The sequence below is a fragment of the Pseudomonas sp. B21-021 genome (assembly GCF_024749205.1).
Lineage (GTDB): Bacteria > Pseudomonadota > Gammaproteobacteria > Pseudomonadales > Pseudomonadaceae > Aquipseudomonas > Aquipseudomonas paraglycinae.
Map to the genome: position 1 here is coordinate 5,434,717 of NZ_CP087192.1, position 22,784 is coordinate 5,457,500.

18 protein-coding genes, 2 rRNA genes and 1 pseudogene (1 of these 21 running past the window's edge) are annotated in these 22,784 nt (G+C 61.1%); 9 read left to right on the forward strand and 12 right to left on the reverse strand.

Translation table 11 applies throughout. The annotated features are described in order from the left end of the window. Positions 1-77: 77 nt before the first annotated feature. The 4 genes and pseudogenes from LOY31_RS24410 to LOY31_RS24420 form a co-directional block, all read right to left on the reverse strand. On the reverse strand, positions 78-677 hold the full coding sequence (locus tag LOY31_RS24410; RefSeq protein WP_221534786.1) for a flavin reductase family protein: 600 nt from the start codon (positions 675-677) through the stop codon (positions 78-80). A gap of 87 nt (positions 678-764) precedes the next feature. Beyond that, a complete protein-coding gene (locus LOY31_RS29580) occupies positions 765-1,196 on the reverse strand; it encodes a methyl-accepting chemotaxis protein (protein ID WP_371857323.1) in 432 nt (143 codons plus the stop codon). 156 nt (positions 1,197-1,352) lie between these two features. Next, a pseudogene (locus LOY31_RS29585) lies at positions 1,353-2,081 on the reverse strand (PAS domain-containing protein); the annotation flags it as partial. 118 nt (positions 2,082-2,199) lie between these two features. Next, positions 2,200-3,513, reverse strand: a complete 1,314-nt coding sequence (locus LOY31_RS24420; RefSeq protein ID WP_127799914.1) for an MFS transporter — start codon at positions 3,511-3,513, stop codon at positions 2,200-2,202. A 199-nt stretch (positions 3,514-3,712) separates the two neighbouring features. Between LOY31_RS24420 and LOY31_RS24425 the strand changes: the two genes are divergently transcribed. The 5 genes from LOY31_RS24425 (at position 3,713) to LOY31_RS24445 (ending at position 10,721) form a co-directional block, all read left to right on the forward strand. Next, the gene (locus tag LOY31_RS24425) at positions 3,713-5,131 is read left to right on the forward strand and encodes a short-chain fatty acid transporter (protein WP_007951749.1); all 1,419 of its coding nucleotides are present in this window, start codon (positions 3,713-3,715) and stop codon (positions 5,129-5,131) included. Positions 5,132-5,342: 211 nt separating this feature from the next. Beyond that, entirely contained in the window at positions 5,343-7,040 is a 1,698-nt protein-coding gene (locus LOY31_RS24430) for a molecular chaperone HscC (protein ID WP_007951752.1), read from the forward strand. 11 nt (positions 7,041-7,051) lie between these two features. Further along, the gene (locus tag LOY31_RS24435) at positions 7,052-8,779 is read left to right on the forward strand and encodes a J domain-containing protein (protein ID WP_221534789.1); all 1,728 of its coding nucleotides are present in this window, start codon (positions 7,052-7,054) and stop codon (positions 8,777-8,779) included. Between the two features lie 61 nt (positions 8,780-8,840). Beyond that, a complete protein-coding gene (locus tag LOY31_RS24440) occupies positions 8,841-10,013 on the forward strand; it encodes a hypothetical protein (protein WP_085609278.1) in 1,173 nt (390 codons plus the stop codon). A 180-nt stretch (positions 10,014-10,193) separates the two neighbouring features. Then, positions 10,194-10,721, forward strand: a complete 528-nt coding sequence (locus tag LOY31_RS24445) for a lysine methyltransferase (protein ID WP_085609277.1) — start codon at positions 10,194-10,196, stop codon at positions 10,719-10,721. Between the two features lie 8 nt (positions 10,722-10,729). Here the strand turns inward: LOY31_RS24445 and can are convergent, their stop codons facing one another. Further along, positions 10,730-11,374: a carbonate dehydratase gene (can, locus tag LOY31_RS24450; protein WP_007951756.1), complete on the reverse strand. Its 645-nt coding sequence runs from the start codon at positions 11,372-11,374 to the stop codon at positions 10,730-10,732. A 141-nt stretch (positions 11,375-11,515) separates the two neighbouring features. On the opposite strand from can, the gene LOY31_RS24455 reads away from it, so the two are divergent. Then, positions 11,516-11,920 carry a serine kinase/phosphatase gene (locus tag LOY31_RS24455; protein WP_221534790.1) on the forward strand — a complete coding sequence of 135 codons (405 nt, stop codon included), beginning with the start codon at positions 11,516-11,518 and terminating at the stop codon, positions 11,918-11,920. Positions 11,921-11,935: 15 nt separating this feature from the next. Here LOY31_RS24455 and rimI read toward each other — a convergent pair whose 3' ends face one another. Together rimI and LOY31_RS24465 are read right to left on the reverse strand one after the other, a co-directional pair. Further along, positions 11,936-12,388 carry a ribosomal protein S18-alanine N-acetyltransferase gene (gene rimI, locus LOY31_RS24460; RefSeq protein ID WP_007951758.1) on the reverse strand — a complete coding sequence of 151 codons (453 nt, stop codon included), beginning with the start codon at positions 12,386-12,388 and terminating at the stop codon, positions 11,936-11,938. Then, on the reverse strand, positions 12,381-13,127 hold the full coding sequence (locus tag LOY31_RS24465; RefSeq protein WP_007951760.1) for a hypothetical protein: 747 nt from the start codon (positions 13,125-13,127) through the stop codon (positions 12,381-12,383). Before LOY31_RS24465 ends, rimI begins: the two co-directional genes overlap by 8 nt. Positions 13,128-13,358: 231 nt before the next feature. Between LOY31_RS24465 and mksB the strand changes: the two genes are divergently transcribed. The 3 genes from mksB to mksF are packed head-to-tail and all read left to right on the forward strand — an operon-like array spanning position 13,359 to position 18,167. Continuing rightward, the gene (mksB, locus tag LOY31_RS24470) at positions 13,359-14,639 is read left to right on the forward strand and encodes an Mks condensin complex protein MksB (protein ID WP_162803847.1); all 1,281 of its coding nucleotides are present in this window, start codon (positions 13,359-13,361) and stop codon (positions 14,637-14,639) included. Then, on the forward strand, positions 14,629-15,330 hold the full coding sequence (gene mksE, locus LOY31_RS24475) for an Mks condensin complex protein MksE (RefSeq protein WP_007951764.1): 702 nt from the start codon (positions 14,629-14,631) through the stop codon (positions 15,328-15,330). Before mksB ends, mksE begins: the two co-directional genes overlap by 11 nt. After that, positions 15,327-18,167, forward strand: a complete 2,841-nt coding sequence (gene mksF, locus LOY31_RS24480; RefSeq protein ID WP_085609275.1) for an Mks condensin complex protein MksF — start codon at positions 15,327-15,329, stop codon at positions 18,165-18,167. Before mksE ends, mksF begins: the two co-directional genes overlap by 4 nt. A 69-nt stretch (positions 18,168-18,236) precedes the next feature. Here the strand turns inward: mksF and LOY31_RS24485 are convergent, their stop codons facing one another. From LOY31_RS24485 to LOY31_RS24505, 5 genes are all read right to left on the reverse strand, one after another. Further along, positions 18,237-20,540, reverse strand: coding sequence for a PqiB family protein (locus LOY31_RS24485; RefSeq protein WP_258712310.1), 2,304 nt, complete (start codon positions 20,538-20,540; stop codon positions 18,237-18,239). Further along, positions 20,533-21,156 carry a paraquat-inducible protein A gene (locus LOY31_RS24490; RefSeq protein ID WP_007951771.1) on the reverse strand — a complete coding sequence of 208 codons (624 nt, stop codon included), beginning with the start codon at positions 21,154-21,156 and terminating at the stop codon, positions 20,533-20,535. The genes LOY31_RS24485 and LOY31_RS24490 overlap by 8 nt, the downstream gene beginning before the upstream one ends. Then, the gene (locus tag LOY31_RS24495; protein ID WP_221534791.1) at positions 21,143-21,802 is read right to left on the reverse strand and encodes a paraquat-inducible protein A; all 660 of its coding nucleotides are present in this window, start codon (positions 21,800-21,802) and stop codon (positions 21,143-21,145) included. Before LOY31_RS24495 ends, LOY31_RS24490 begins: the two co-directional genes overlap by 14 nt. Positions 21,803-21,951: 149 nt before the next feature. After that, positions 21,952-22,067: ribosomal RNA gene (gene rrf / locus LOY31_RS24500) — 5S ribosomal RNA — on the reverse strand. A gap of 156 nt (positions 22,068-22,223) precedes the next feature. Further along, positions 22,224-22,784, reverse strand: a 23S ribosomal RNA gene (locus LOY31_RS24505); it runs 2,330 nt beyond the window's last position.

Below are 22,784 nucleotides of genomic sequence, written 5' to 3' on the forward strand. Positions count from 1 at the left end.
GAATGAATGTGAGCGCCACCCTAACGATTAAAATTATCGAATAACAATAATTAATTGCTGCAAAACATTAATAACTGTCAGGCATCCAGACTTTTACCGACCACCGGATCACCGATCTTCAGAAAGTTGCCACCGGCCACATGATGCAGTGTGCGCAGCTCATCGTGCCCTTCAAAATGCCAGCGTCCATCGCTGAACACCCGCGAATCAGCCTGCGCCGCGATCACCTCGGCGAGAAACAGATCGTATTGCTCGTGATTGCGCGGCTCCGGCAGCAACCGGCATTCGAGCCAGGCCACGCAACCGTCCAGCATCGGTGCCTCGACCTGCTCGCCAGCGAAGCTCTGCAAGCCGAACGCCTGAAACTTGTCCTGACCTTGATCGCGATTGATTTCCAGGCCCGACGTCGAGCCGACGGTCTGCACGATGTCTGCCTGACTCACACAAGGAACGTTGAGAACAAAAGTGCCCGAGGCCTCGAGCAGTTGCCGGGTCCAGGTGGATTTGTCGAGGACCACCGCGACTTTCGGCGGTTCGAAATCCAGCGGCATGGCCCACGCAGCGGCCATGATGTTGCGCTGCCCGTCATGGGCGGCGCTGACCAGCACGGTCGGCCCGTGATTGAGCAGGCGGTAGGCTTTGTTCAGGGGAACCGGGCGACGGAAGGACTCGCTCATGGGATCTGCTCCGGGAAAAAGAGCCGATTGTAGCGGGATAAAAACAACGAAGGGATGGCCGTCGACCCTCCCTTCGCCTGGCAGGCATCAGCTGGATAACTGGTTGGCGAACTGGCCGACTGCATCCACCACTTTCTGCGCGCCGTCCTGGATCTCGACGATCACCGTACCGGCCTCCGCCGCCAGCGCCAGACCTTGCTCGGCCTGTTGCTTGCCGTCGGTCATCAGGGCCACGGCGTTGCGCGCCATGTCCTGGTTCTGGCGCACCACACCGACGATTTCTTCGGTCGCCTGGCTGGTGCGCGAGGCCAGTTGCCGCACTTCGTCGGCCACCACCGCAAAGCCTCGGCCCTGCTCACCCGCGCGAGCGGCTTCGATGGCGGCGTTGAGCGCCAGCAGGTTGGTTTGTTCGGCAATGCCGCTGATGGTCTTGACGATGGTGCCGATCACCTGGGATTGCTCGTTCAGCGCCTCGATGCCTTCGCCGGCGGTCTGCATGTGCTTCGACAGATCGCGCATCACGTTGACCGCTTCGGTCACCACACGAGTGCCGCGCTGGGCGGTGCTGTCGGTTTGCAGGGACGTGCTGTAGGCGATGTTGGCGGCGTCGGCGACGGCCTGTTCCTGATTGACCTGATCGGTGATCACCGTGGCGAACTTCACCACTTTGTAGAGCTTTTCGTTGGCGTCGAGCACCGGGTTATAGGACGCCTCCAGCCAGACGGTCCGACCATGGCTGTCGACCCGCTTGAAACGGCCGGCGACGAATTCGCCGTTGTTCAGGCGACGCCAGAAGTTCTGGTACTCGGCGCTGTTGTACTCCTCCGGCTCGCAGAACTGGCGGTGATGTTTGCCCTTGATCTGCGCCAGGCTGTAACCCATGCCCTGCAGGAACCGGTCGTTGGCACTCAATACGTTGCCGCTGAGGTCGAACTCGATCACGGCAGTCGAACGCACCAGCGCGCCGATCAGGTTTTCGTGTTCGCGGGAGGCCTCGATGGTGCGGGTCAGGTCGCTGGAGAAAATCGAGAAATGCTTGATCCGGCCATCCGATGAACGAATCGGCTGCACGATCGAACGCAACCACGCCTCTTCGCCGTTACCGCGGGAAAGGCGCACTGCGCCAGCGAAATGCTCGCCACGGGTCAGAGCGGCCTTGAAGCGGTGATGAAACTCGTCGGACTTCACATGGGCCGGCACGATGTCTTCGATGGCGCGGCCGATCAGGTCGTGGTTCTTGTAGAGCATTTCGCTGAGGAAATTCTGGTTGACCGACTGAATCCGTCCGTCGGGCTCAAGGGTGAGCACCAGCATCTCGCTTTCCAGGCTCTCCTTCACTTGCAGAAGGCTGGAGAGTTCTTCACGAAGAGCCGCCAGCTCTTGCTTCAGGCGTTTGTTGAACATGGGAAAGCACCGATGGACTGGATGGAGAGCGGGTATGCAGCCTAACCATCGGCCTTGGAAATCTTTTCTGAAGAGCGCTTGAGGCGTGTCCTACAAAAAATAGTTACGCCTCGACAATTCAGGCGGTGCCGGCCACCGGACACTGTTCTGCGCGCGGCATGCGCGAGCCGAAATACGCCGCGCTGACGACGCCCACCGCTCCCATCACCGCGCAGAACATCACGCAGATCCACGGACTCCACGGCATCAGACCGATCAGCAGCAACGGTGTGACACTCGCCCAGGCGGCGTAGGCAATGTTGTAGGTGAAGGAGATCCCGGAAACGCGGATCCGCGCCGGGAACAGGCTGACCATCACCGACGGCACCGCACCGACCACGCCACAGCACAACCCGGCGATGGCGTAGGCCAGACCGACCCAATCCCCGCCGCTGATCAGGCAGGTATAAAGCAGACCGATGCCCAGCGGCAGCAGCAGGCTGTAGAGCATGACCGTACGCCAGGCGCCGATGCGATCGACCAGTCGGCCGGCGATCACGCAGCCGATGTTCAGGAAAACAATGCCCAGCGCGCTCAACGCGAAGGTGTGGCCGGCAGTCATGCCGAAGGTTTTTTGCATCATGGTCGGGGTGATAACCACGAACACCACCACCGCCGAGGTCAGCACGCAGGTCAGAAGCATCGCCGGCAACATGGCCAGCCGATGATCGCGCAGCACAGTGCGCAGCGGCAGCTCGACCCGCGCCTCGCGCTGCGCTTCCATGGCCATGAACACCGGGGTTTCGCTCAGCCAGCGGCGCAGCCAGACACCGATCACGCCGAACACACCGCCGAGCAGGAACGGATAACGCCACGCGTAATCGAGCACTTCGGCCGGGGTGAACACTTGCGCCAGAAAAGTCGCGGTCAACGCGCCGATCAGATAACCGAAGGTCAGCCCGGCCTGCAGAAAGCCCAGGGCATAACCGCGATGCCCGGCCGGCGCGTGCTCGGCCACGAATACCCAGGCGCTCGGCACTTCACCGCCCACCGCCGCGCCTTGCAGGATGCGCAGCGCCAGCAGCAGCAACGGTGCGAAATAGCCGATCTGTGCGTAGGTCGGCATGATCCCGATCAGCAGACACGGCAGCGCCATCATCAGGATGCTCAGGCTGAAAACCTTCTTGCGCCCCAGCCGGTCGGCGAAATGCGCCATCAGGATTCCGCCCAGCGGGCGCGCCAGATAGCCGGTGACGAAGATCCCGAAGCTTTGCAGCAGGCGCAGCCACTCGGGCATTTCCGGCGGGAAGAACAGCTGGCTGAGGGTCAGGGCGAAGAACACGAAAATGATGAAATCGTAGATCTCCAGCGCCCCGCCCAGGGCCGCAAGGCCGAGGGTCTTGTAGTCGGAACGGCTGAACGGCGCCGGTCGGGCAGTGGAATGGGCAGTCATGGCAAAGAACTCTGGCAGGCAAAAAACCAAGGCGCCCATGGTCTACGCAAACGGGCCGCCGGACAACCCGTTAGACCATAGTCTGATTCGGCAAAACACGGTCACAAAAATCCGCCGGTTGATTTACTGTTGGCACCTGTCCAGAGGGGCCGGCCAAGCCCCGAAGACCACAATAAACATAAAAATCCGAGGTACTCCCGTGGCCGTTGATATCGAAGATAGCCGCTCTGCGCGCTTTGCCTTGCGCTGTTCAAGTTTCGCCGAACGCTGGTTTCCCGACTCTTGGGTATTCGCCGCGCTGGCGGTGATCATCGTCGCGCTGGCGACCCTGGCCATGGGCGCCAAACCCACCGACGCCGCCATGGCCTTCGGTGACGGATTCTGGAGCCTGATCCCGTTCACCATGCAGATGGCGTTCGTGGTGATCGGTGGTTATGTCGTGGCCAGTTCGCCGCCCGCCGTAAAGCTGATCGACCGCTTGGCGCGAATCCCGAAGAACGGTCGTTCTGCCGTGGCGTGGGTCGCGCTGATCTCGATGGTCGCGTCCTTGCTCAACTGGGGCCTGTCGCTGGTGTTCGGCGGTCTGTTGGTGCGCGCCCTCGCCCGCCGCACCGATCTGAAAATGGACTATCGCGCCGCCGGTGCCGCCGCCTACCTTGGCCTCGGCGCCGTGTGGGCACTGGGCCTGTCGTCGTCCGCCGCGCAGTTGCAGGCCAACCCGGCCAGCCTGCCGCCGTCGATTCTGTCGATCACCGGGGTGATTCCGTTCACCCAGACGATTTTCCTCTGGCAGTCGGGGGTGATGCTGCTGGCGCTGATCGTGATTTCGATCATCATCGCCTACGCCACCGCGCCCGGCCCGAACTCGGCGCGTGACGCCAAGGCCTGCGGCATCGACCCGGCCTTCAACCTGCCACCGCTGCAACCGCGCACCCGTCCAGGCGAATGGCTGGAACACAGCCCGCTGCTGATCATCCTGCTGGTGCTGCTGGCGGCCGGATGGCTGTTCCACGAGTTCTCGACCAAACCTGCGATCACCGCGATTTCCGGGCTCAACACCTACAACTTCCTGTTCATCATGCTCGGCGCGTTGCTGCACTGGCGCCCGCGCAGTTTCCTCGATGCGGTGTCGCGCGCCGTGCCGACCACCACCGGAGTGCTGATCCAGTTCCCGCTGTACGGCTCGATCGCCGCGCTGATGACCACGGTCAAGGGCACCGATGCCCAGACCCTGGCCCATCACATCTCGACGTTCTTCGTCAGCATCGCCTCCCACGACACCTATGCGCTGCTGATGGGTGTGTACTCGGCGATTCTCGGCTTCTTCATTCCGTCCGGCGGCGGCAAGTGGATCATCGAAGCGCCGTACGTGATGCAAGTGGCCAATGACCTCAACTACCACCTCGGTTGGGCGGTGCAGATCTACAACGCCGCCGAAGCCCTGCCGAACCTGATCAACCCGTTCTACATGCTGCCGCTGCTGGGCGTGCTAGGGCTGAAGGCGCGGGATCTGATCGGTTTCTCGTTCGTGCAATTGCTGGTGCACACGCCGCTGGTGCTGGTACTGCTGTGGGCGCTGGGTACGACGCTCTCGTATCTGCCGCCCGTCATGCCTTAAACGATGACGACAGGGCGCCGGCTCCGGCGCCCTGTCTTTCCCTTCGACCCCTTCGACAAAAAGCGACCCGAACGATCCTTCCTGCGGTTGCCTGTCTTAAATAATGGCTCAGAGCCATCATCTTTCTTTACCGCGCCACTGCCTCGGTAATATTCTTGCGCGCCCAATATCTGTTTCATTTTTTGTCTGAGCGCAAAGGGAGTTCGTTGCAATGATCGTCGGGATTGACCTGGGAACCACCAACAGCCTTGTTGCCGTATGGCGCGGCGATGCCACTGAGTTGGTGCCTAACGCCCTGGGGCAGTTCCTGACACCCAGCGTGGTGGGTCTGGACGATCAGGGCCGGATTCTGGTCGGGCAAGCTGCCCGCGAACGCCTGCACACGCATCCGCGTCTGACCGCGTCGCTGTTCAAGCGCCATATGGGCAGTGCGACGGAGGTCTACCTCGGGGATAAAAAATTCCGTCCTGAAGAGCTTTCGGCGCTGGTACTCAAGAGCCTGAAAGAAGACGTCGAGCGCACTTACGGCCAGACCGTCACGGAAGCCGTGATCAGCGTTCCGGCCTATTTCAGCGACGCCCAGCGCAAGGCCACGCGCATCGCCGGTGAACTGGCGGGCCTCAAAGTCGAAAAGCTGATCAACGAACCCACCGCCGCCGCACTCGCCTACGGTCTGCACCAACGGGACAAGGAAACGTCGTTCCTGGTGTTCGACCTGGGCGGCGGTACGTTCGACGTGTCGATTCTCGAACTCTTCGAAGGCGTCATGGAAGTGCGCGCCAGCGCCGGTGACAACTTCCTCGGCGGCGAGGATTTCGACAACGTGCTGCTCGAGCACTTTATCGATCAGCATCGCAACGTGTCGGACTTCCCCGAGCGCTCCACCATCCTCCAGCCGCTGCGCCGCGAAGCCGAGCGTGTGCGCCGTGCACTGGGCCAGGACGCCAGCGCCGAATTCAGATTGCAGGTCGGCGAAAAGCAATGGACCCAGACCATCACCCAGGCGCAAATGGCGACGTTATACATGCCGCTGCTCGAACGCCTGCGCGCGCCGATCGAACGGGCCCTGCGTGACGCACGCATCCGCGTCAGCGACCTCGATGAAATCCTGCTGGTCGGCGGCACCACCCGCATGCCGCTGGTGCGCAAACTGGCTGCCGGGCTGTTCGGCCGCTTCCCGTCGATCAGCCTCGATCCGGATCAGGTCGTGGCACAAGGCGCCGCGATTCAGGCGGCGCTCAAGGCCCGTTCGGCCGCGCTGGAAGAAGTGGTGCTCACCGATGTCTGCTCCTACACCCTGGGGATCGAGACCTCCACCCAGGTCGGTCGCCAGTATGAAAGCGGCCACTACCTGCCGATCATCGAACGCAACAGCATCGTCCCGGTCAGCCGGGTCAAAACCGTGCAGACCCTTCACGACAACCAGGAACAGGTGGTCGTGAAAATCTTTCAGGGCGAAAGCCGCCTGGTCAAAGACAACGTGGCGCTCGGCCAACTGGACATCAAGGTACCCAAGCGCAAGGCCGGCGAAGTCGAGCTGGATGTGCGCTTCACCTATGACAACAACGGTTTGCTGGAAGCCCAGGTCAGCATTCCCCTGACCGGTCAGCAACATTCGCTGGTCATCGAAAACAACCCCGGCGTGCTGACGCCCGAGGAAATCCAGCAACGTCTGCAAGCCCTGGCGCAATTGAAGATCCATCCGCGCGAGCAACAGGTGAACACCCTGCTCAGTGCGCGTCTGGAACGTCTGTATCAGGAAAGCCTGGGCGACCTGCGCGATCAGATCGGCTACTGGGCCAAGCAATTCCAGCAGGCGCTGGATTCCCAGGACGAGCGGCAGATCCGTGAAACCCGTACCGAACTGAGCAAGCAGTTGAGCGCACTCGACCGTAACCCCTGGCAGTAAGGAAGCACGACATGGAATGCTGGTCTGTCCTGCAACTGCCCGAAGACGCCGGGCTACGTGATATCAAGCGCAGTTACGCGCGCCTGCTGAAAGTCTTCCGGCCCGATGAAGATGCCGCAGGCTTCCAGCGCCTGCGCGAGGCTTATGAGCGGGCACTGTCGATTGCCCAGTGGCGCCTTGAAAACGAGGAGAGCGAGGAGCACGGCGACGTCATTCTGGCTCCGGGGATCGCTGCGTTGGCGGTACAAGAGCAGTCCATGGCTCAGCCGCTGCAGAAGACCGGGACCGATGCGTGGGATTACCCTGCGGCGCTATTTGAACCGGTGACGCCGGCCGCGCCCGAAGCACCTCTCGAATCGCCGATCTTGCGGGTACAGCCCCTGAATCCGGAGCCTCTTAACCTGGAGCCCGAGCAGCCGACTGCCGACCCGGCCGTTGAAGCCGCATCGCAATTGCTGAACGGCCTCTCGGACTCAAATCTGGAGCAGCGCTGGGATCAAGCGTGCCAGCAGGATTGTGCGCAAGCGTTCCAGACACTGTTGCTGACGTTGTGCTTCGATCATCCCGCGCTGCGCCTTTCGATTGCCCGTTGGGCGGTGCAGCATCTGGGTTGGCTGGGCCCATGGCAGGAGATCGTCATCGGCGACGGCCAGCGCAGCATTCTCGCCAACGAGCTGCTGACGGATTACCGGCAATCGCTGGAAACGCTACTCGCATCGCAAAACGAGCGCGAATTTCTCGCGCTGCTCAAGTCTTACACGGCCCAACCCTGGCTCCAGGTGTTCGACCGTCGGGAACACTGGCAGCAGATCATCCTGCAACTGCTGCAGGACACAGAGTGGAGCGTGGCGCTGTTCGACCGTATCTCCCAATTATTTGGCTGGGACGACACCAAGGGCATTCATCCGCAACCGGACTGGCTCTGGCAGGCGCTGATCGAGCGCTGCAACCAGGAAAGCCTCTACGACAACCTGTGTGCCCGGGCCGAAGATCAGCGCAACGGGTCGCCCGACGCGCTTGCCGCGCGGATGCTGATCAGCCCGATGAAGCCGCGGCAACAGAAAGACATGACCGACCGGTTCATTCCGGCTGACTGGCAGGCTTGCCAGCAGCTGTCGGAAACCCTCAAGTGGCGCTTCCCCGACCTGCTCGCCCGCCTGCCCTACGCCGATGTTTTCTACTGGCGACGGTTTCTGCCGCGCTACATCGCCGCCGAAACCTGGTTGCGCTCATGGGCCGCGATTGCGTTGGCGCTGTGGCTGTTCTATCTGCCTGCCGAGCACAAAACCACGGCGATGAGCATCGTCATTCCCCTGGCCTTCGCCTGCGTTCCTGTCTGGTTTTTCCGGATCGGCTTGAGTTACTGGTTTCTGATCAGCGCCCATTTGATCGTTCAGGACCTGTGGTTGACTGAAAGGATCATTCCGCGCCGATGGAACCCTGATACCCGCTGGCTCGTGCTGCGCCATGGCGTACCGCAAGCCGTCATGATCCTGCTGTTCTCGGTCATGCTCGGTGGCCTGGGGGCCTTCACCTATATCGGGGTGATCCTGATCGGGCTCTGGCACAAGCGGCGCATCGGTAAGCTCGACCCGGAGTTCAGCGACAAGCACCCGTGGCTGACCGCACTGCACTGGGCGCATTTCAGCCCGTTGCAGCTGCTGTTTCTGGTGGTCATGACCGGCGTGACTCTCGCCAGTCAGCTTGGTTATTCGCTGAAACACCTGTTCCCCGGCTAGGCTAGACGCGGGCCGGATTGCCCTCCACCAAGGTTTTACCCTCGCTGAAAAGGATCTGAGCATGTTGAAAATCGCAGGCCTCACCCTCGCGGCGCTCACGTTGAGCGCCGCGGCCCACGCCGATGTCGACCTGAAACTGGGCAGCACCGAACGCGTCACCCGCCTCTTCGCCTACCCCAACAATTGCAGCGTGATCTGCTTTCGCAACTGGACGCTGGAGCAGACCGTCGCCCATTACCTGAGCCAGAGCGTGCAGCGCGACGGCTACACCAACGCCAAGGTGCTGGTGAAAAACGACAACGATCAGCTTTACGCCGAAATCAGCGGCGTACCGACGGGCTACGACAAGCCGCTGACCGCGCTGCTGGACGCCGGCGACCTGGCCTACAACGGCGCCAGCAACCTCAATGCCGACGGCAAATGGGCCTATAGCTGGTACCTGTTCCTGCCACTGGGCATGGCCCTGGAAAACCGCAAAAGTGTCGAGCTGCTGCACTTCCCGCCGGATTACTCGCTGACCCAGGCCCAGGATTACCTGCGCTCGAACACCACCGACCGCTGGGCCGCGCTGCTGACCGACAATGGCATCCCCGCCGACCAGACGCCGGCCTACCAGACCATCATCGACATCGCCCCGATTGCCGCGCCCGCCAGCGCCGGCAAGGATCTGGAAGGCGTGTACGACTACTTCAAGGATTACCAGACCACCATGGTCAAGCAGGTCAGCCAGAACGCCAGCGGCGCCGTGCTGCCGATGGTTGCCTTTGGTGCGCCGGTGCGTAACTGGATCAAGCAGCAATACGGCGCGACCGTGAATGTACTGGGCCTGGCGACCATCAGCCCGAGCGCGGGGGTGAACGTGCCGGTGCTGGGATCCAACCACCCGAGCTACATCTGGTACGCCGCCGACCCGAGCAACTACACCGGCGACGATGCCCAGGCCAAGGCCGATGCCGCGGGTCTGAAGGTAATGGGACAAGACCTGAGCGCGGCCTGCTGGCAGGCCGGGATGGGCAGCAAACCGGGCACCGATCCGAAGACACTGCTCAACAGCTGCACCCAGACCTGGCAAGTGACGCAGAAAGCCAAGACCTGCGAGCTGTTCTACACCACGATCCGCAACGAGACCGTGGCACAGGCGGACAAGACCTGCTCGACGACACCGGTCAAATCCCAGCTGCAACAGCTGAAAAGCCCATTGCCGGACATGGCTGCGCCCGCTGCCCACCTCTGATCAATCGGACATTCTTCCCGTGTCAGCCTTGGCTGACCCGGGAAAACGTCTATTTCGCCTGTCAGATCTGACAGTAGACCGTTAGTGTGATTTGCGGGATCTTGGATCCAATGATCGTGTTGCAGAACTGGCAGGACGTCAGTCGATGGAAATTGCGACAACGAGCCAACAGGGACCGTTATGAACACTTACGCACTACCGGGTAAACCGGCACGCGATACCGAGGGCATTTATCCTTTTGCCGGACTCCCCGTCCGCCTGGGATTTCCGTCAAAGCAGGACTTCGAGATTGTTCACGATTCCGAGGGCGTAGCCACCGCTGTCGTAGCGTGCCGGGCATTCCTGCGTATCACCCGAATGTGCCGGATTTCAGGCCAGTTGTTGCCCTATCGATGCCGGCAGACCCGGCAACTGCTGGCAGGTATCCACCTCTACGATCCGCGTTTTTGCGGTGCGTTCGAGCATTGCTGCGACCCGAACACCTTTCTCGACATGAGCGAGTTATGGGTGTGGGCCCTGCGCGATATTCTGGAGGGTGAAAGGCTGACTATCGATTACACCGCCACCGAAGACAAACTGCTGCGGCAGTTCGCCTGCGGTTGCGGATCCTCGCGCTGCCGAGGGTGGATCACCGGTTACGATGAATCACCCAATCTCGAAGGCCAGCGCTATCTATTGAGCTGGCGGCGACGGCAAGGTTTACGCTGAACGACCGATCAGGGCGCGCCGACCGGACGCAAGCGGTACTGCGGCGGCAACTGCTCGAAACCGCTGATCGTGGTGTTCAGGCTCTTCCAGCGACCATCCTTGATGCCGTAGATGCAGCCGTGGATCGACAGGCTTTGCCCGCGATGCCAGGCGTTCTGGATGATGCTGGTGTGGGCGACATTGGCGACTTGCTGGATCACGTTGAGCTCGCACAGACGGTCGACCTGCTCTTCCTCGGTCGGCAGCTTGGCCAGTTCTTCGCGTTTTTCGTAATACAGGTCGCGGATCGAACGCAGCCAGCCGTCGATCAGGCCGAACTGACGATCCTGCATGGACGCGCGTACACCGCCGCAACCGTAGTGCCCGGTCACCAGGATATGTTTGACCTTGAGCACGTCCACCGCGTACTGGATCACCGACAGGCAGTTGAGGTCGGTGTGCAGCACCACGTTGGCGACGTTGCGGTGAACAAACAGATCGCCCGGCAGCATGCCGACGATTTCATTGGCCGGCACCCGTGCGTCGGAGCAGCCGATCCACAGATATTCAGGCGTCTGCTGGCGGGCCAGCTTGGCGAAGAAATCCGGGTCTTCCTTGGTGATCGCGTCAGCCCAACGCTCGTTGTTATCAATCAGGTCTTGTAAGTCGTGCATGCTGTAAGGCCTCAAGAAAGATGCGCTGGTATGACTGTCGACCGCCCGTCGGGGTCACGCTGGGATCGTGGGTGATTTGCTTTGAATTTCTCGTGTGCCCGGTGAGTCCATCCAGTAAGGCCCACAGTATGAGGAATTGCCATGACTGATTCACGACGTCCGTACGATGCGGTGCAACCGGAGCCCATCGATGATAACGAAGACCGCATGGGTTCGGTGCATGAGCTGGATTTCGACGACGAACAGCCCAGTGCGAAGATCGGCGATGAACTGCCCGAGCGCGAGCGCGAACAGTTGATGCCCCGTGACCGCGTGCGCGAAGCCGGTTTCACCGGAGCCTCGACCGCCGATCACGAGCCCACCGACGATGACCTGAGTCCGGAAACCCTGATCCGTGAGGACGGTGCCCGGGATGCCCACGAACTCGGAGAAGGCAATCAGGCCGACTGGGATCTGAGCGTGGTCGACGAGGACGATATCGGCGGCGGCAACGGGCTGGATGAAGCGGAACTGGCGCGCCGCGATCCGCTGGATCGCAAGCGCTGAGGACACCTGCCGCGATCAGTCGACGAGCGTGCAGGCCATGACCACGGCATCTTCACGCCCGCCGACCGCCGGGTAGTAATCCCGGCGCCGGCCGATCTCGTTGAAGCCATAGCGCTCGTACAGGCGAAAAGCCGACGTGTTGCTGTCGCGCACTTCCAGGAAACATTCCCGGGCATCGGCGGCGTAGGCGCGGGACATCAGGTATTCGAGCAGGGTCAGCCCCAGCCCGCGGCCCTGGTTTTCCGGCTTGACCGTGATGTTGAGCAGGTGCGCCTCATCGAGAATGATCTGCACCACCCCGTGGCCCACTTGCTGCTCACCTTCGAACATCAGCCAGATCTGGTACTTGCCCAGGCCGTCGAGAAAAATCCCGCGGGTCCACGGATGGCTGTACGCGGCGAATTCAATCTTCAGCACAGCGTCCAGATCCGCCTCGGTCATCGGGCGAAACGATACAGCGTCACTCATTCGATTCTTTCCAGCGCGCCATCAGCCGACGCATGGCTTGCCACACGGCGGCCTTGCGCTGTGGCTCTTCCATCAACAATTCCAGCCCCGGCACGGCCCACGCCAGGCCAAGACCCTCGATTTGCAATTCACGGTTGAACGCTTCGGCATCCGCCTCACCGGCAAAGCGCACCGCCGGCAGGCCGATCAGCCACAGGCAGGCGCACGGCGCCGCCTCCATCTGCACCGAGAGGAAACCCTGGACGAAATCCCGGGCCGCTTCCGGGCCCTGATCCATCGTGCCGCGATTCAGCCATGGCCAGCGCACCGGCTCACCGACAATCTGCGGCGCGTCCGGGAGGCCGGCGGCACGCAGCATGTCCTTGAGCAACAGATAAGCAGGATCGCGGGACTGGAAGGCTTCGCCTGTGGGTAACTCCACCAGCAGCAGGCAACGGCCGGCGCGCAGCAATTGCAGGGCAAAACGCGGTGGCGGCACCGGCGCCGGCTTGGCCACCACAGGGGTTTCGTCGACTTCTTCGACCGGTTTGGCGCCCGTGCGGGTGCTGGCCAGCGAAGGTCGCGGAACCTCGATCTTCGGCCGTTCGACCGGACGCGCGGCCGGCTGCTCCGGCGCTTCGGCCGGGGTAGCCGGGATCACCGGTGCGGCAATCTCGGGCTCGGGCATGTCCAGCAGCTCGGGCCGCGACGGCGCGGCAAAGGGCAGTTCGGTGCGCGGCAGCCAGTTGACCACCTGCATGGCGTTCAAATAGGCGCGGCGGCGGGACTCGATTAGCAAGGGTCGGCCACTTGTGGATAACTGAAGTGCGCTGATTCTACCGCCCTTCGCTCAAGATCGCGCGCTGTTGATCGATAGTCTTGACCGATACCTTGACGCAAAGAAAAGCGACAGCCCGTCCCGAGAGTGAATCGCATCCTTCGTGATGCAGTACAATCGCGGCTTTTAATCGCCAACCAGCCGGCCATTCCGATGATCGAACCCAAGCGCGTCTTGCGCGCCCTCGCTGAACACTGGGCACTTCTGGAGCCACTGTGCGAGCACTTCGACCAGGGCACCCTGAGCCTCAACGAACTGCGCACGCAACTGGCCGCCCAGCAACTGGACAGCACGCCGCAGGACATCACCAGCCTGCTCGACGTGTGGATCCGCCTCGACATTCTGGTTCCCGTGGCGAAAAGCCCGAACCGTTTCGAGCTCAATGCGCAGATCCACGACTTCCTCGCCTACCTGCGTCGGGAACACCGTCTGGGCCTGTGTCTGGAGATCGAAGCCTATCTGCGTCACCTCGAGCGTCTGGCCGGTTATATCCAGGATGCGTTCGACGTTCGCGACGGCAATGATCTGGCGCGTCAGCTGCGTTTGCTCGACATGCGCGTGCGCGACGTTCTGAAAAAACTCGACAACGACGAACAGGCGCTGGTGGCCGTGGCCGAACGGGCCAAGACCAGCGACCGGCAGATTCCGCTGCGTCAGCGTTATGCGGAAGTGCTGGCGACCTGGGACGAATACGTCGAGCCGATGATCGATCTGGTGAACGCCGATGGCGCTTTCGAGCAAGGCGTGCGCAAGGTCGAAACCGTGCTGCTGAAGATGCTCAGCGAACAGCAGCGCCTCGGCCATCTGGTCGATGACGACATGCTGCTGCGCACCCACGCGCGCATCCTCGAAATGCAGACCAGCGCCCAGCTGACCCTGCGTCACGCCCGCGAGCTGCTGCTGCCGCTGCGCGAAGAAGCACGCCGGCACAACGCCGTGACCCGTGGTGCTGCGCTGGCGCTGGCCGCGATCCGCCGCAAAGGCATCGACGCCGTGCCACAAGCGGCGATGCCGCTGTTCACCCGGCCGCAAAGTACCTTCCTCGGCAGCGCCAGTCAGGTTGAAGCCTACGTCTACGCCCTGGCCCGTTTCGAGCCGAAACCGGCGCGTTTCCCCAAGGCGCACAAGTCGCAGAAGACCGGCGATGCCCCGCGTGCACCGCGCACCGTGCGCGAGATGGTCGACCGTTGCGAAGAATCCCTGCCGATGCCGGATCTGATGACCTGGTTGCTGGAGCAGGAGCCGGACGGCGCGACCGACGAATTGCTTTACTGGTTCTCGCGCCTGTCGCGGGAAAAACGCTTCAAGCGCGAGCGTCTGGAACGCCGCGAATACCACACTCACGAGCATCAGGTCAGCCTGCGCTCCTTCGCCCTGCTCTCGGCCGGCGACACCGCCGCCGAGGATTCTGCGAGCATCCCCAATGCATCTTGATCTATCCGAACTGTCTCAGCTGGCGCCGATCTTCCGCGAGCTGTTCAAGGGCTACCACGTCAGCCGCCGCGACCCGGAGCTGTACGCGCAACTGTCGAACTTCCAGGACCAGTACCGCACGCTGTTCAAGGCGCTGGGCTTCGAACTGGTCTGCGACACCCGTGGTTTCTATTATTTCGTGCCCGACATGGCCGCTGCGGCGGTGAACAAGACTGCCCAGCGTCTGGCGCTGTTCACCTTCATCCTCGTCGAGCATCTGGCCGATCAGGGCCGCGATCCGATCGCCGTGCTCGATGGCGGCAGCCTCGGCCGCGAAGAACTGCCGTCGCTGCTGGAAAAATACCGCGACCTGTTCATCCAGGCCGAAGTGCAGACCGTTGAAGAGCTCGAAGAAAAAATCATGCGCCGCATGACTCAGCTCGGCTTCGCCAGCGAGGAAAACGGCGTGTACCGCTTCCTGCCGCCGATGCACCGTTTCCTCGACGTCTGCCTGTCGGTTCAACAGGACCGCGACCTGGCGGCCAGCGTGCACAGCGTTCTGCCGCTGCCGGCGCCGGTGCTGATCGACGAAGCCGCCGAGGCGAAATTCCTCGCCACTGACGACCCGCTCGATCTTTCCGAGTTTGAAGAAGAGAGCGAAGAAGACGCACTGGCCCGCGCCATTGCCGAAGAACAGGAGTCCGACGCATGAGCCAGGAACGCTACGGCATCCGCCGCTTTGCCCTTTTGAACACCGCCGGTTACAGCCTCGGTCTGTTCCCGCTGGAAGAACCGCTGTCGGTCTACGGCGCGAACAACCTCGGTAAATCCGCCTCGATCAACGCCTTGCAGTTCCCGATCCTGGCGCGCATGTCGGACATGAGTTTCGGCAAGTACAGCCTGGAACAATCCCGGCGTTTCTACTTTGCCTCCGACACCAGCTACATCCTCGTCGAAGTGAACCTGCCCCACGGCCCACACGTGATCGGTGTGGTCGGTCGCGGCCCGGGTGGCGGTTTCGGTCACCAGTTCTTTGCCTATGCCGGCAAGCTCGACCTGGCGCACTACCAGAAGAACGACACCTGCCTGCGGCAGAAAGAGCTGTTCAGCAACCTTGAGAAAGAAGGCCTGAAAGCCTACGAACTCAAGCCCGATGAGCTGCGTCGCTTGCTGGTTGGCGGTCACACGTCGATCCCGCTGGATCTGACCCTGATCCCGCTGCGCTCCACCAGCGAGCAGAGCCTGAAGACTTTCCGTGCACTGTTCATCAACCTGCTGCACATGCGCGAAATCACCGCAGCCAAGCTCAAGCAATTGTTCCTCGATGCGTTCGAACACAGCCTGCGTTCCGGCAGCGTCGATTACATCGCCGCGTGCGAAGAAGCCTTCCGCGACGTGCGTCGTATGGAACAGGACTACAACTCGCTGGTGGCTGCCGGCCCGTTGGTCGAAGCCTTGGCCAACGGTGTGAAACAGCGCGATGTGCTGCGCGGCAAACTGCATCGCCTGTCGCCGTTGCTCGACTCGTTGCTCGGCACCTGGTCGGACTACGCCACGGCGCGCAAGGAGGAGCTGACGATTCAGGCCGAACACTACCGTCGCGAGCAGGACGATCTGCAAAACGATCAGCGCGGTGGCACTCAGGAATTGATGCGTCTGGAGCGGGAAATCTCCGGCATCCAGCGCTGGCTCGGCGAGTTGTCCGTTCTGAAGAACCGCTTCGCGCTGGTCGATGACGTCAAGGTTCTGGAGCAGCAATTGCTGGCAGCCAAGGACGCTCACGACGAACTGGCCGGCGCATTGGCGCAGTCCCGTCAATTCAGCGCCGAGGATCTCGAAGAACGTCTTCGCGATCTGGAAAAACGCCTGAAGTCGGTGAAGCAGCAACTCGATCACGCCGACAACAACAGCTACGCCCGTCTGCGCGAAGAGTTCTCGCAGCAGGATGTCGAGCGCCTGATGCGCCTGTTCAACAGTGCGCTGTTCAGCCTGCCACTGGGTGAACACGGCATCACCCTCGACGACGATGGCGAATGGGTGAAATCGGTCGAGCTGATCCTCGACGGCTTCAAGGGCGAGCGTTTCGAAGTGCCTGGCCTGTCGATCGACATCTCGCACATCGAGCCGCCGGCTCTGCAGGCCTTGGCCGACCGTGCCGCGTTGCGCGATCAGAAAGAGCGTTTGGAAAAAGAGCTCAAGCAACTCAAGACCCAACAAGCCGTGGCCGCCGACCGCGCCGCGAGCAAGACCCAGACCGAAGCGCTGTACCAGCAGGTGCTGGATGCGCAGAAGGCGCTGGAAGACTTCCGTCGCACCCAGACCCTAAGCGCCGAAGAAGGCGACAAGCTCGAGCAACTGGCGCAGATGGAAGCCGCGCAGGACGAACTCAAGCGTTCCAGCGATGCGTTCACCGAGCGTGTCCAGCAACTGTCGGCCAAGCTGCAACTGGTCGGCCGGCAGATCGCCGACATGGAAGCCAAGCAACGCACCCTCGACGATGCCCTGCGTCGCCGTCAGCTGCTGCCGGCGGATCTGCCGTTCGGTACGCCATTCATGGATCCGGTCGACGATTCGATGGACAACCTGCTGCCGCTGCTCAACGACTATCAAGACAGCTGGCAAGGCCTGCTGCGCGCCGATGGTCAAATCGAAGCGCTGTACGCGCAGGTGCGCCTGAAAGGCGTGGCCAAGTTCGACAGTGAAGACGACATGGAGCGCCGTCTGTCGTTGCTGATCAACGCTTACGCGCACCGCACCGACGAAGCCCTGACCCTGGGCAAGGCCCGTCGCGCAGCCGTGACCGATATCGCGCGGACCCTGCGCAACATCCGCAGCGACTACGACAGCCTCGAGCACCAACTGGCGCTGTTCAACCGCGAGATCAACAAGCGTCAGGTGTCCAACCTGCAGAGCTTCCGCATCGTCCTTGCGCCGAACAAGGAAGCGCTCAAGCACATCGATCAGATCATCCACAGCGCCGGTCAGTACGAAGAAGGCGAAACCCTGTCGGTGTTCGATCTGAGCCAAAGTGCGGAACAGGACAACAAGAACGAAGAGGCCAAGGAATACCTGGCGCGGCTGGTGGCGGCGAACCACAACCAGCTCGGCCTCAAGGACTTGTTCGAACTGGCGTTCGAGATCACCAAGGTCAATGGCCAGCCGGTAATCCACACCGACATCGATGGCGCGGCGTCCAACGGCACCACGATGACCATCAAGGCGCTGACCAACATGTACTTGTTGCTGCACTTGATGGACCGCGACCTGGCCGGTCGCGTACGTCTGCCGTACTACCTCGACGAGGCAGCGGACATCGACGAGAAGAACCAGGCCGCTCTGCTGGAAACCAGCCTGCAACTGGGCTTCGTGCCGATCCTGGCGAGTGTGAAGCCGCAGGTCTGCGCCAGTGTCGCCATCGACCTGGAAGGCGGCAGCGGCCCGGCCGGCATCTACATCGACGAGGCGGACTGGAAGTACATCCGTCGCCACGACGTGGTGAAAGCCACCGTCAATGTCGAAGCGGACGAGCCGGAGCTGGATGCGGTTTGATGCGTAACTGACGGGCACAAAAAAGGGCCGCGATCCATTGGATCGCGGCCCTTTTTCATGGGCTCTGGATTATTTGCCGAGAGGGATTTTCGGTGCCCAGTTCAGCCACTCGTCTTCGAACTTGTCGAACAGCGGGAAGGTTTGTTCGGCGCGAGCCGGATTGCCCATCTTCTCGCCGTCCGGTGTGGCGAAGGCGATACCGCCCTGAATCACTGTCTCAAGCGACTCTGTGCGTACGGTCACGCCTTTGAACAGGCCGATATCGAAACCGACGCCGCTGGTGTTCCAGAAACGGCTGCCGCTGCGCACCAGTGGCGCGTACTTCGGTTCGATCAGGATGTGCACCAGGACGCGATCCGCGGTCTGGCCCAGTTCGTAACCGGTGACTTTGCCTACGGTGATCTCACGATAGGTGACCGGCACGCCCGGTTTCAGCGAGCCACGACGGGCAGCGCTCAGTACCAGACTCAAGCCAGTCTCTTGCTTGGTCACCTCTGGCGCATTGGCCAGGGCCACGAAGTTCTTCTGCGGGCCGAGGTTCTTGGCCGCCGGTTGCACTTCGATGTACTGCCCGGTGACCAGGGTCTCCAGGTTCGAGGTCTTGATCAGACCCAACTCCGGTTTGACCACCCAGAACTGACTGCCGACTCGAGCAATCTTCTCCGGCACTTCAGTGATGCGCGCGGTGAGGATTACCGATTGCAGATCATCGGTCAGGTCCACACTTTCAATCTTGCCGACATCCAGGCCCTTGAAGCGAACCGGGGTGCCGCTGCGCAGACCGTCCGCGCGATCGACCTTGATGGTGACGACGGCGCCTTTCTGATTCGCTTCATCATGGTTGGCGAACAGACGGAAACGCGGAATGCGCTTTTGCAGCGGCGCCTTGGCCTGCGGCGTTTCGAAGGCGATGCCACCGGCCATCAGGGTCTGCAACGATTCACTCTTGACCTGAATGCCGCCGGTCAAACCGCCGGTCAGCGTGACGCCACTGACGTTCCAGAACCGGGTCGAGGCGTTGACCAGGTTTTCGTATTCCTTCTCGATGTGGACGCCGATCACCAGTTGCTTGCGTGTCTTGGAGAACTGATAGCTCTGCACCGAACCGACCTTGACCTGCTTGTAGAGGATCGGACTGCCGACGTCGATCGAGCCTAAGGTATCGGTGAACAGCACCAGGTGCAGGCCGGGTGCACGCAGATCGAGCGGCGGCGCTTTGGGTCGGGCTTCGAATTCACGCTGTGGCGCACCGCCCTTGTCGCCCGGGCGCACGGCGATGTAGTTACCTTTTACCAACGCTTCCAGACCGGTGATGCCGGCCAGGGAGATCGAAGGTTTGACCACCCAGAATTGCGTGCCGGTGACGAGATAGTCTTCGGCCAGCGGATCAAGGGTCAGTTCGGCGGTGGCGCTGGACAGGTCCGGATCGATCTTCAGCGCTTTCAGGTTACCGACCTGAATGCCTTTGTACATCACCGGGGTACGCCCGGCTTGCAGGCCTTCGAAATCGCTGAGTTTGACCTTCACCCGGATGCCGGCGGCGGCCGCATCGAAGTCTTCGTAGAGACGGAACGGCAGGCTTGGATCGGTGGGCGGGCTGTCTTTGCGGTTCTCCGGCGTGGCGAAGGCGATACCGCCAGCGACGATACTGGCCAGGGATTCGCTGCGCACTTTCACGCCGGACAGGTTGGCGTCGATGCTGATGCCGCTGGCGTTCCAGAATCGTGTGTGTTTGCGCACCAGTTTGGCGTAGGTCGGTTCGATGAACACCTTGAGCTCGACCGTGCTCTGGTCTTCCGACAGCACGTAACTTTTGATCTGCCCGACTTTGATCTGCTTGTAGAACACCGGGCTGCCGCGATTCAGCGAACCGAGGCGATCGGCCTTGATCGTCAAGTGCAGACCGGGCTTCGAATCCGATAGCGGCGGCTCTTCGGCCAAGGCCTTGAACTTGCGGGTCGGCTCGCCTTCACCGGGACTGATGGCCACGTAGTTACCCGATACCAGGGTTTCCAGGCCGGTGATCCCGGCCAGGGTCACGCTCGGCTTGACCAGCCAGAAACGGGTGCTGGTCTTCAGGTACTGATCGACATCCTTGTTCATCTCGATGGTCGCGATGACACCTTTGGAGTTGCCTTCATCATCGAGCTTGAGAGCTTTCACCTTGCCGACCGGCATGCCTTTGTAGACCACTTCGGTCTTGTTGGCCTGAATGCCTTCACCGCTTTCAAACCGCACCTGAATCTCGATGCCGGTTTCGTTGTAGGCACGCCAGCCGAGCCAGCCGCCGATAATCAGGGCGATCAGGGGCAGCACCCAGATGGCAGACCAGTTCGAAGCCGGTCGGGTTTTCGCTACAGGCAAATCAGTCATGGTCGGCGTCCGACTCCGTGTTATCCCAAATCAGTCGGGGATCGAAAGTGACAGCGGCGAGCATCGTCAGAATCACCACACTGGCGAAGGCGATGGCGCCAAGATTGGCTTCGACACTGGCAAGCCGGCCGAAGTTGACGACCGCCACCAGAATGGCGATCACGAAAATATCGAGCATCGACCAGCGGCCGATGAACTCGATGAAACGATACATCCAGATCCGCTGACGGGCGGACAACGGCTGGCGGCGCTGTACAGAAAACAGCAACAGCGCGATGCCCACCAGTTTGAAGGTCGGCACCAGGATGCTGGCGATGAACACCACGGCGGCGATTGGAATCATGCCGTGCTGCACCAACTGAATGACGCCGGACATGATCGTGCTCGGGTCACCCTGGCCCAGAGAGCTGACGGTCATGATCGGCAGTACGTTGGCCGGGATGTAGATAATCGCGGCCGTGATCAGCAGCGCCCAGGTTCGCGCGAGGCTATTGGGGCGCCGGGCGTGGACCAGCGCGCCGCATCGGGTGCAAGTCTGCACATCGCTGTCGGTATCCTGCCTGTTCAGTTCGTGGCATTCGGTACAGATCAGAATGCCTGCATCAATCGCCCGCATGGGCATCTTCTCCTGATAACGCCTGCCAGATCTGGTGCGGCGACATCACCACTTCGAGCCAGACCTGAACCAGTAACAAGCCGATGAAACACGCCAGACCGAGGCCCACGGTGATAGCCGCCATGTCCGCCAGTTTGACGATCGCGACCAGGACGCCCATGAGGTAGACCTCGAGCATGCCCCAGTCTTTGAGGTGGTGATAAATGCGGTAGAGCAGCAGGCCATAACTGCGTCCGATGTTGAAACGGATAGTCAGCAATACGATCAACTGACACAGCAGTTTCAGCAGTGGAATCGCCATGCTGCAAAGGAATACGACGACCGAAACACCGCGCATGTCGGTGTTGAACAGACCGATCACACCGCTCCAGACCGTGTCCTGCGACGATTGCCCGAGAACATTGAGCTGCATGATGGGTAAAAAGTTCGCCGGCACGTAGAGCAACAGCGCGGCAATGACCAGGGCGAGGCTGCGCTGCACCACGTTATGGCGGTGAGCGTACAGTTCGTAACCGCAGCGTGGGCAGAGGGCTTTTTCGCCGAGAGCAAGTTTGGGCTTGCGCATCAGCAGATCGCACTCATGGCAGGCCACCAAGTCATCCAGCGGTAAATCTGACAGCCCGGGGGCGTCAACCGAATCTGACATAAGGGCTCTGGCTCCGAAAAAGTTGGGATCTATTCTAGTGTTCTGATTCGAAAATAACTGTGCAAATTTGTTCGCTGACGCGAGCAAAAACTTTCCTGCGGGCAAAACAAAACCCCAACTGCTTTCGCAATTGGGGTTTCGGAATTTAATCTTGACGATGACCTACTCTCACATGGGGAAACCCCACACTACCATCGGCGATGCATCGTTTCACTTCTGAGTTCGGGATGGGATCAGGTGGTTCCAACGCTCTATGGTCGTCAAGAAATTCGGGTACTGAGTCGTGACCAGATGGCCTCGCTTCAGCAAATTGGGTATGTGACAGCTTTCGGTGTTTTTTGAGCGTCGAACTTTCGGTTCATTGCGTCTTCACACACCGCAATCTGGTCTCTTTCGAGTCTACAGATTGCTTGGGTGTTATATGGTCAAGCCTCACGGGCAATTAGTATTGGTTAGCTCAACGCCTCACAGCGCTTACACACCCAACCTATCAACGTCGTAGTCTTCGACGGCCCTTCAGGGAACTCAAGGTTCCAGTGAGATCTCATCTTGAGGCAAGTTTCCCGCTTAGATGCTTTCAGCGGTTATCTTTCCCGAACATAGCTACCCGGCAATGCCACTGGCGTGACAACCGGAACACCAGAGGTTCGTCCACTCCGGTCCTCTCGTACTAGGAGCAGCCCCTCTCAAATCTCAAACGTCCACGGCAGATAGGGACCGAACTGTCTCACGACGTTCTAAACCCAGCTCGCGTACCACTTTAAATGGCGAACAGCCATACCCTTGGGACCGGCTTCAGCCCCAGGATGTGATGAGCCGACATCGAGGTGCCAAACACCGCCGTCGATATGAACTCTTGGGCGGTATCAGCCTGTTATCCCCGGAGTACCTTTTATCCGTTGAGCGATGGCCCTTCCATACAGAACCACCGGATCACTAAGACCTACTTTCGTACCTGCTCGACGTGTCTGTCTCGCAGTCA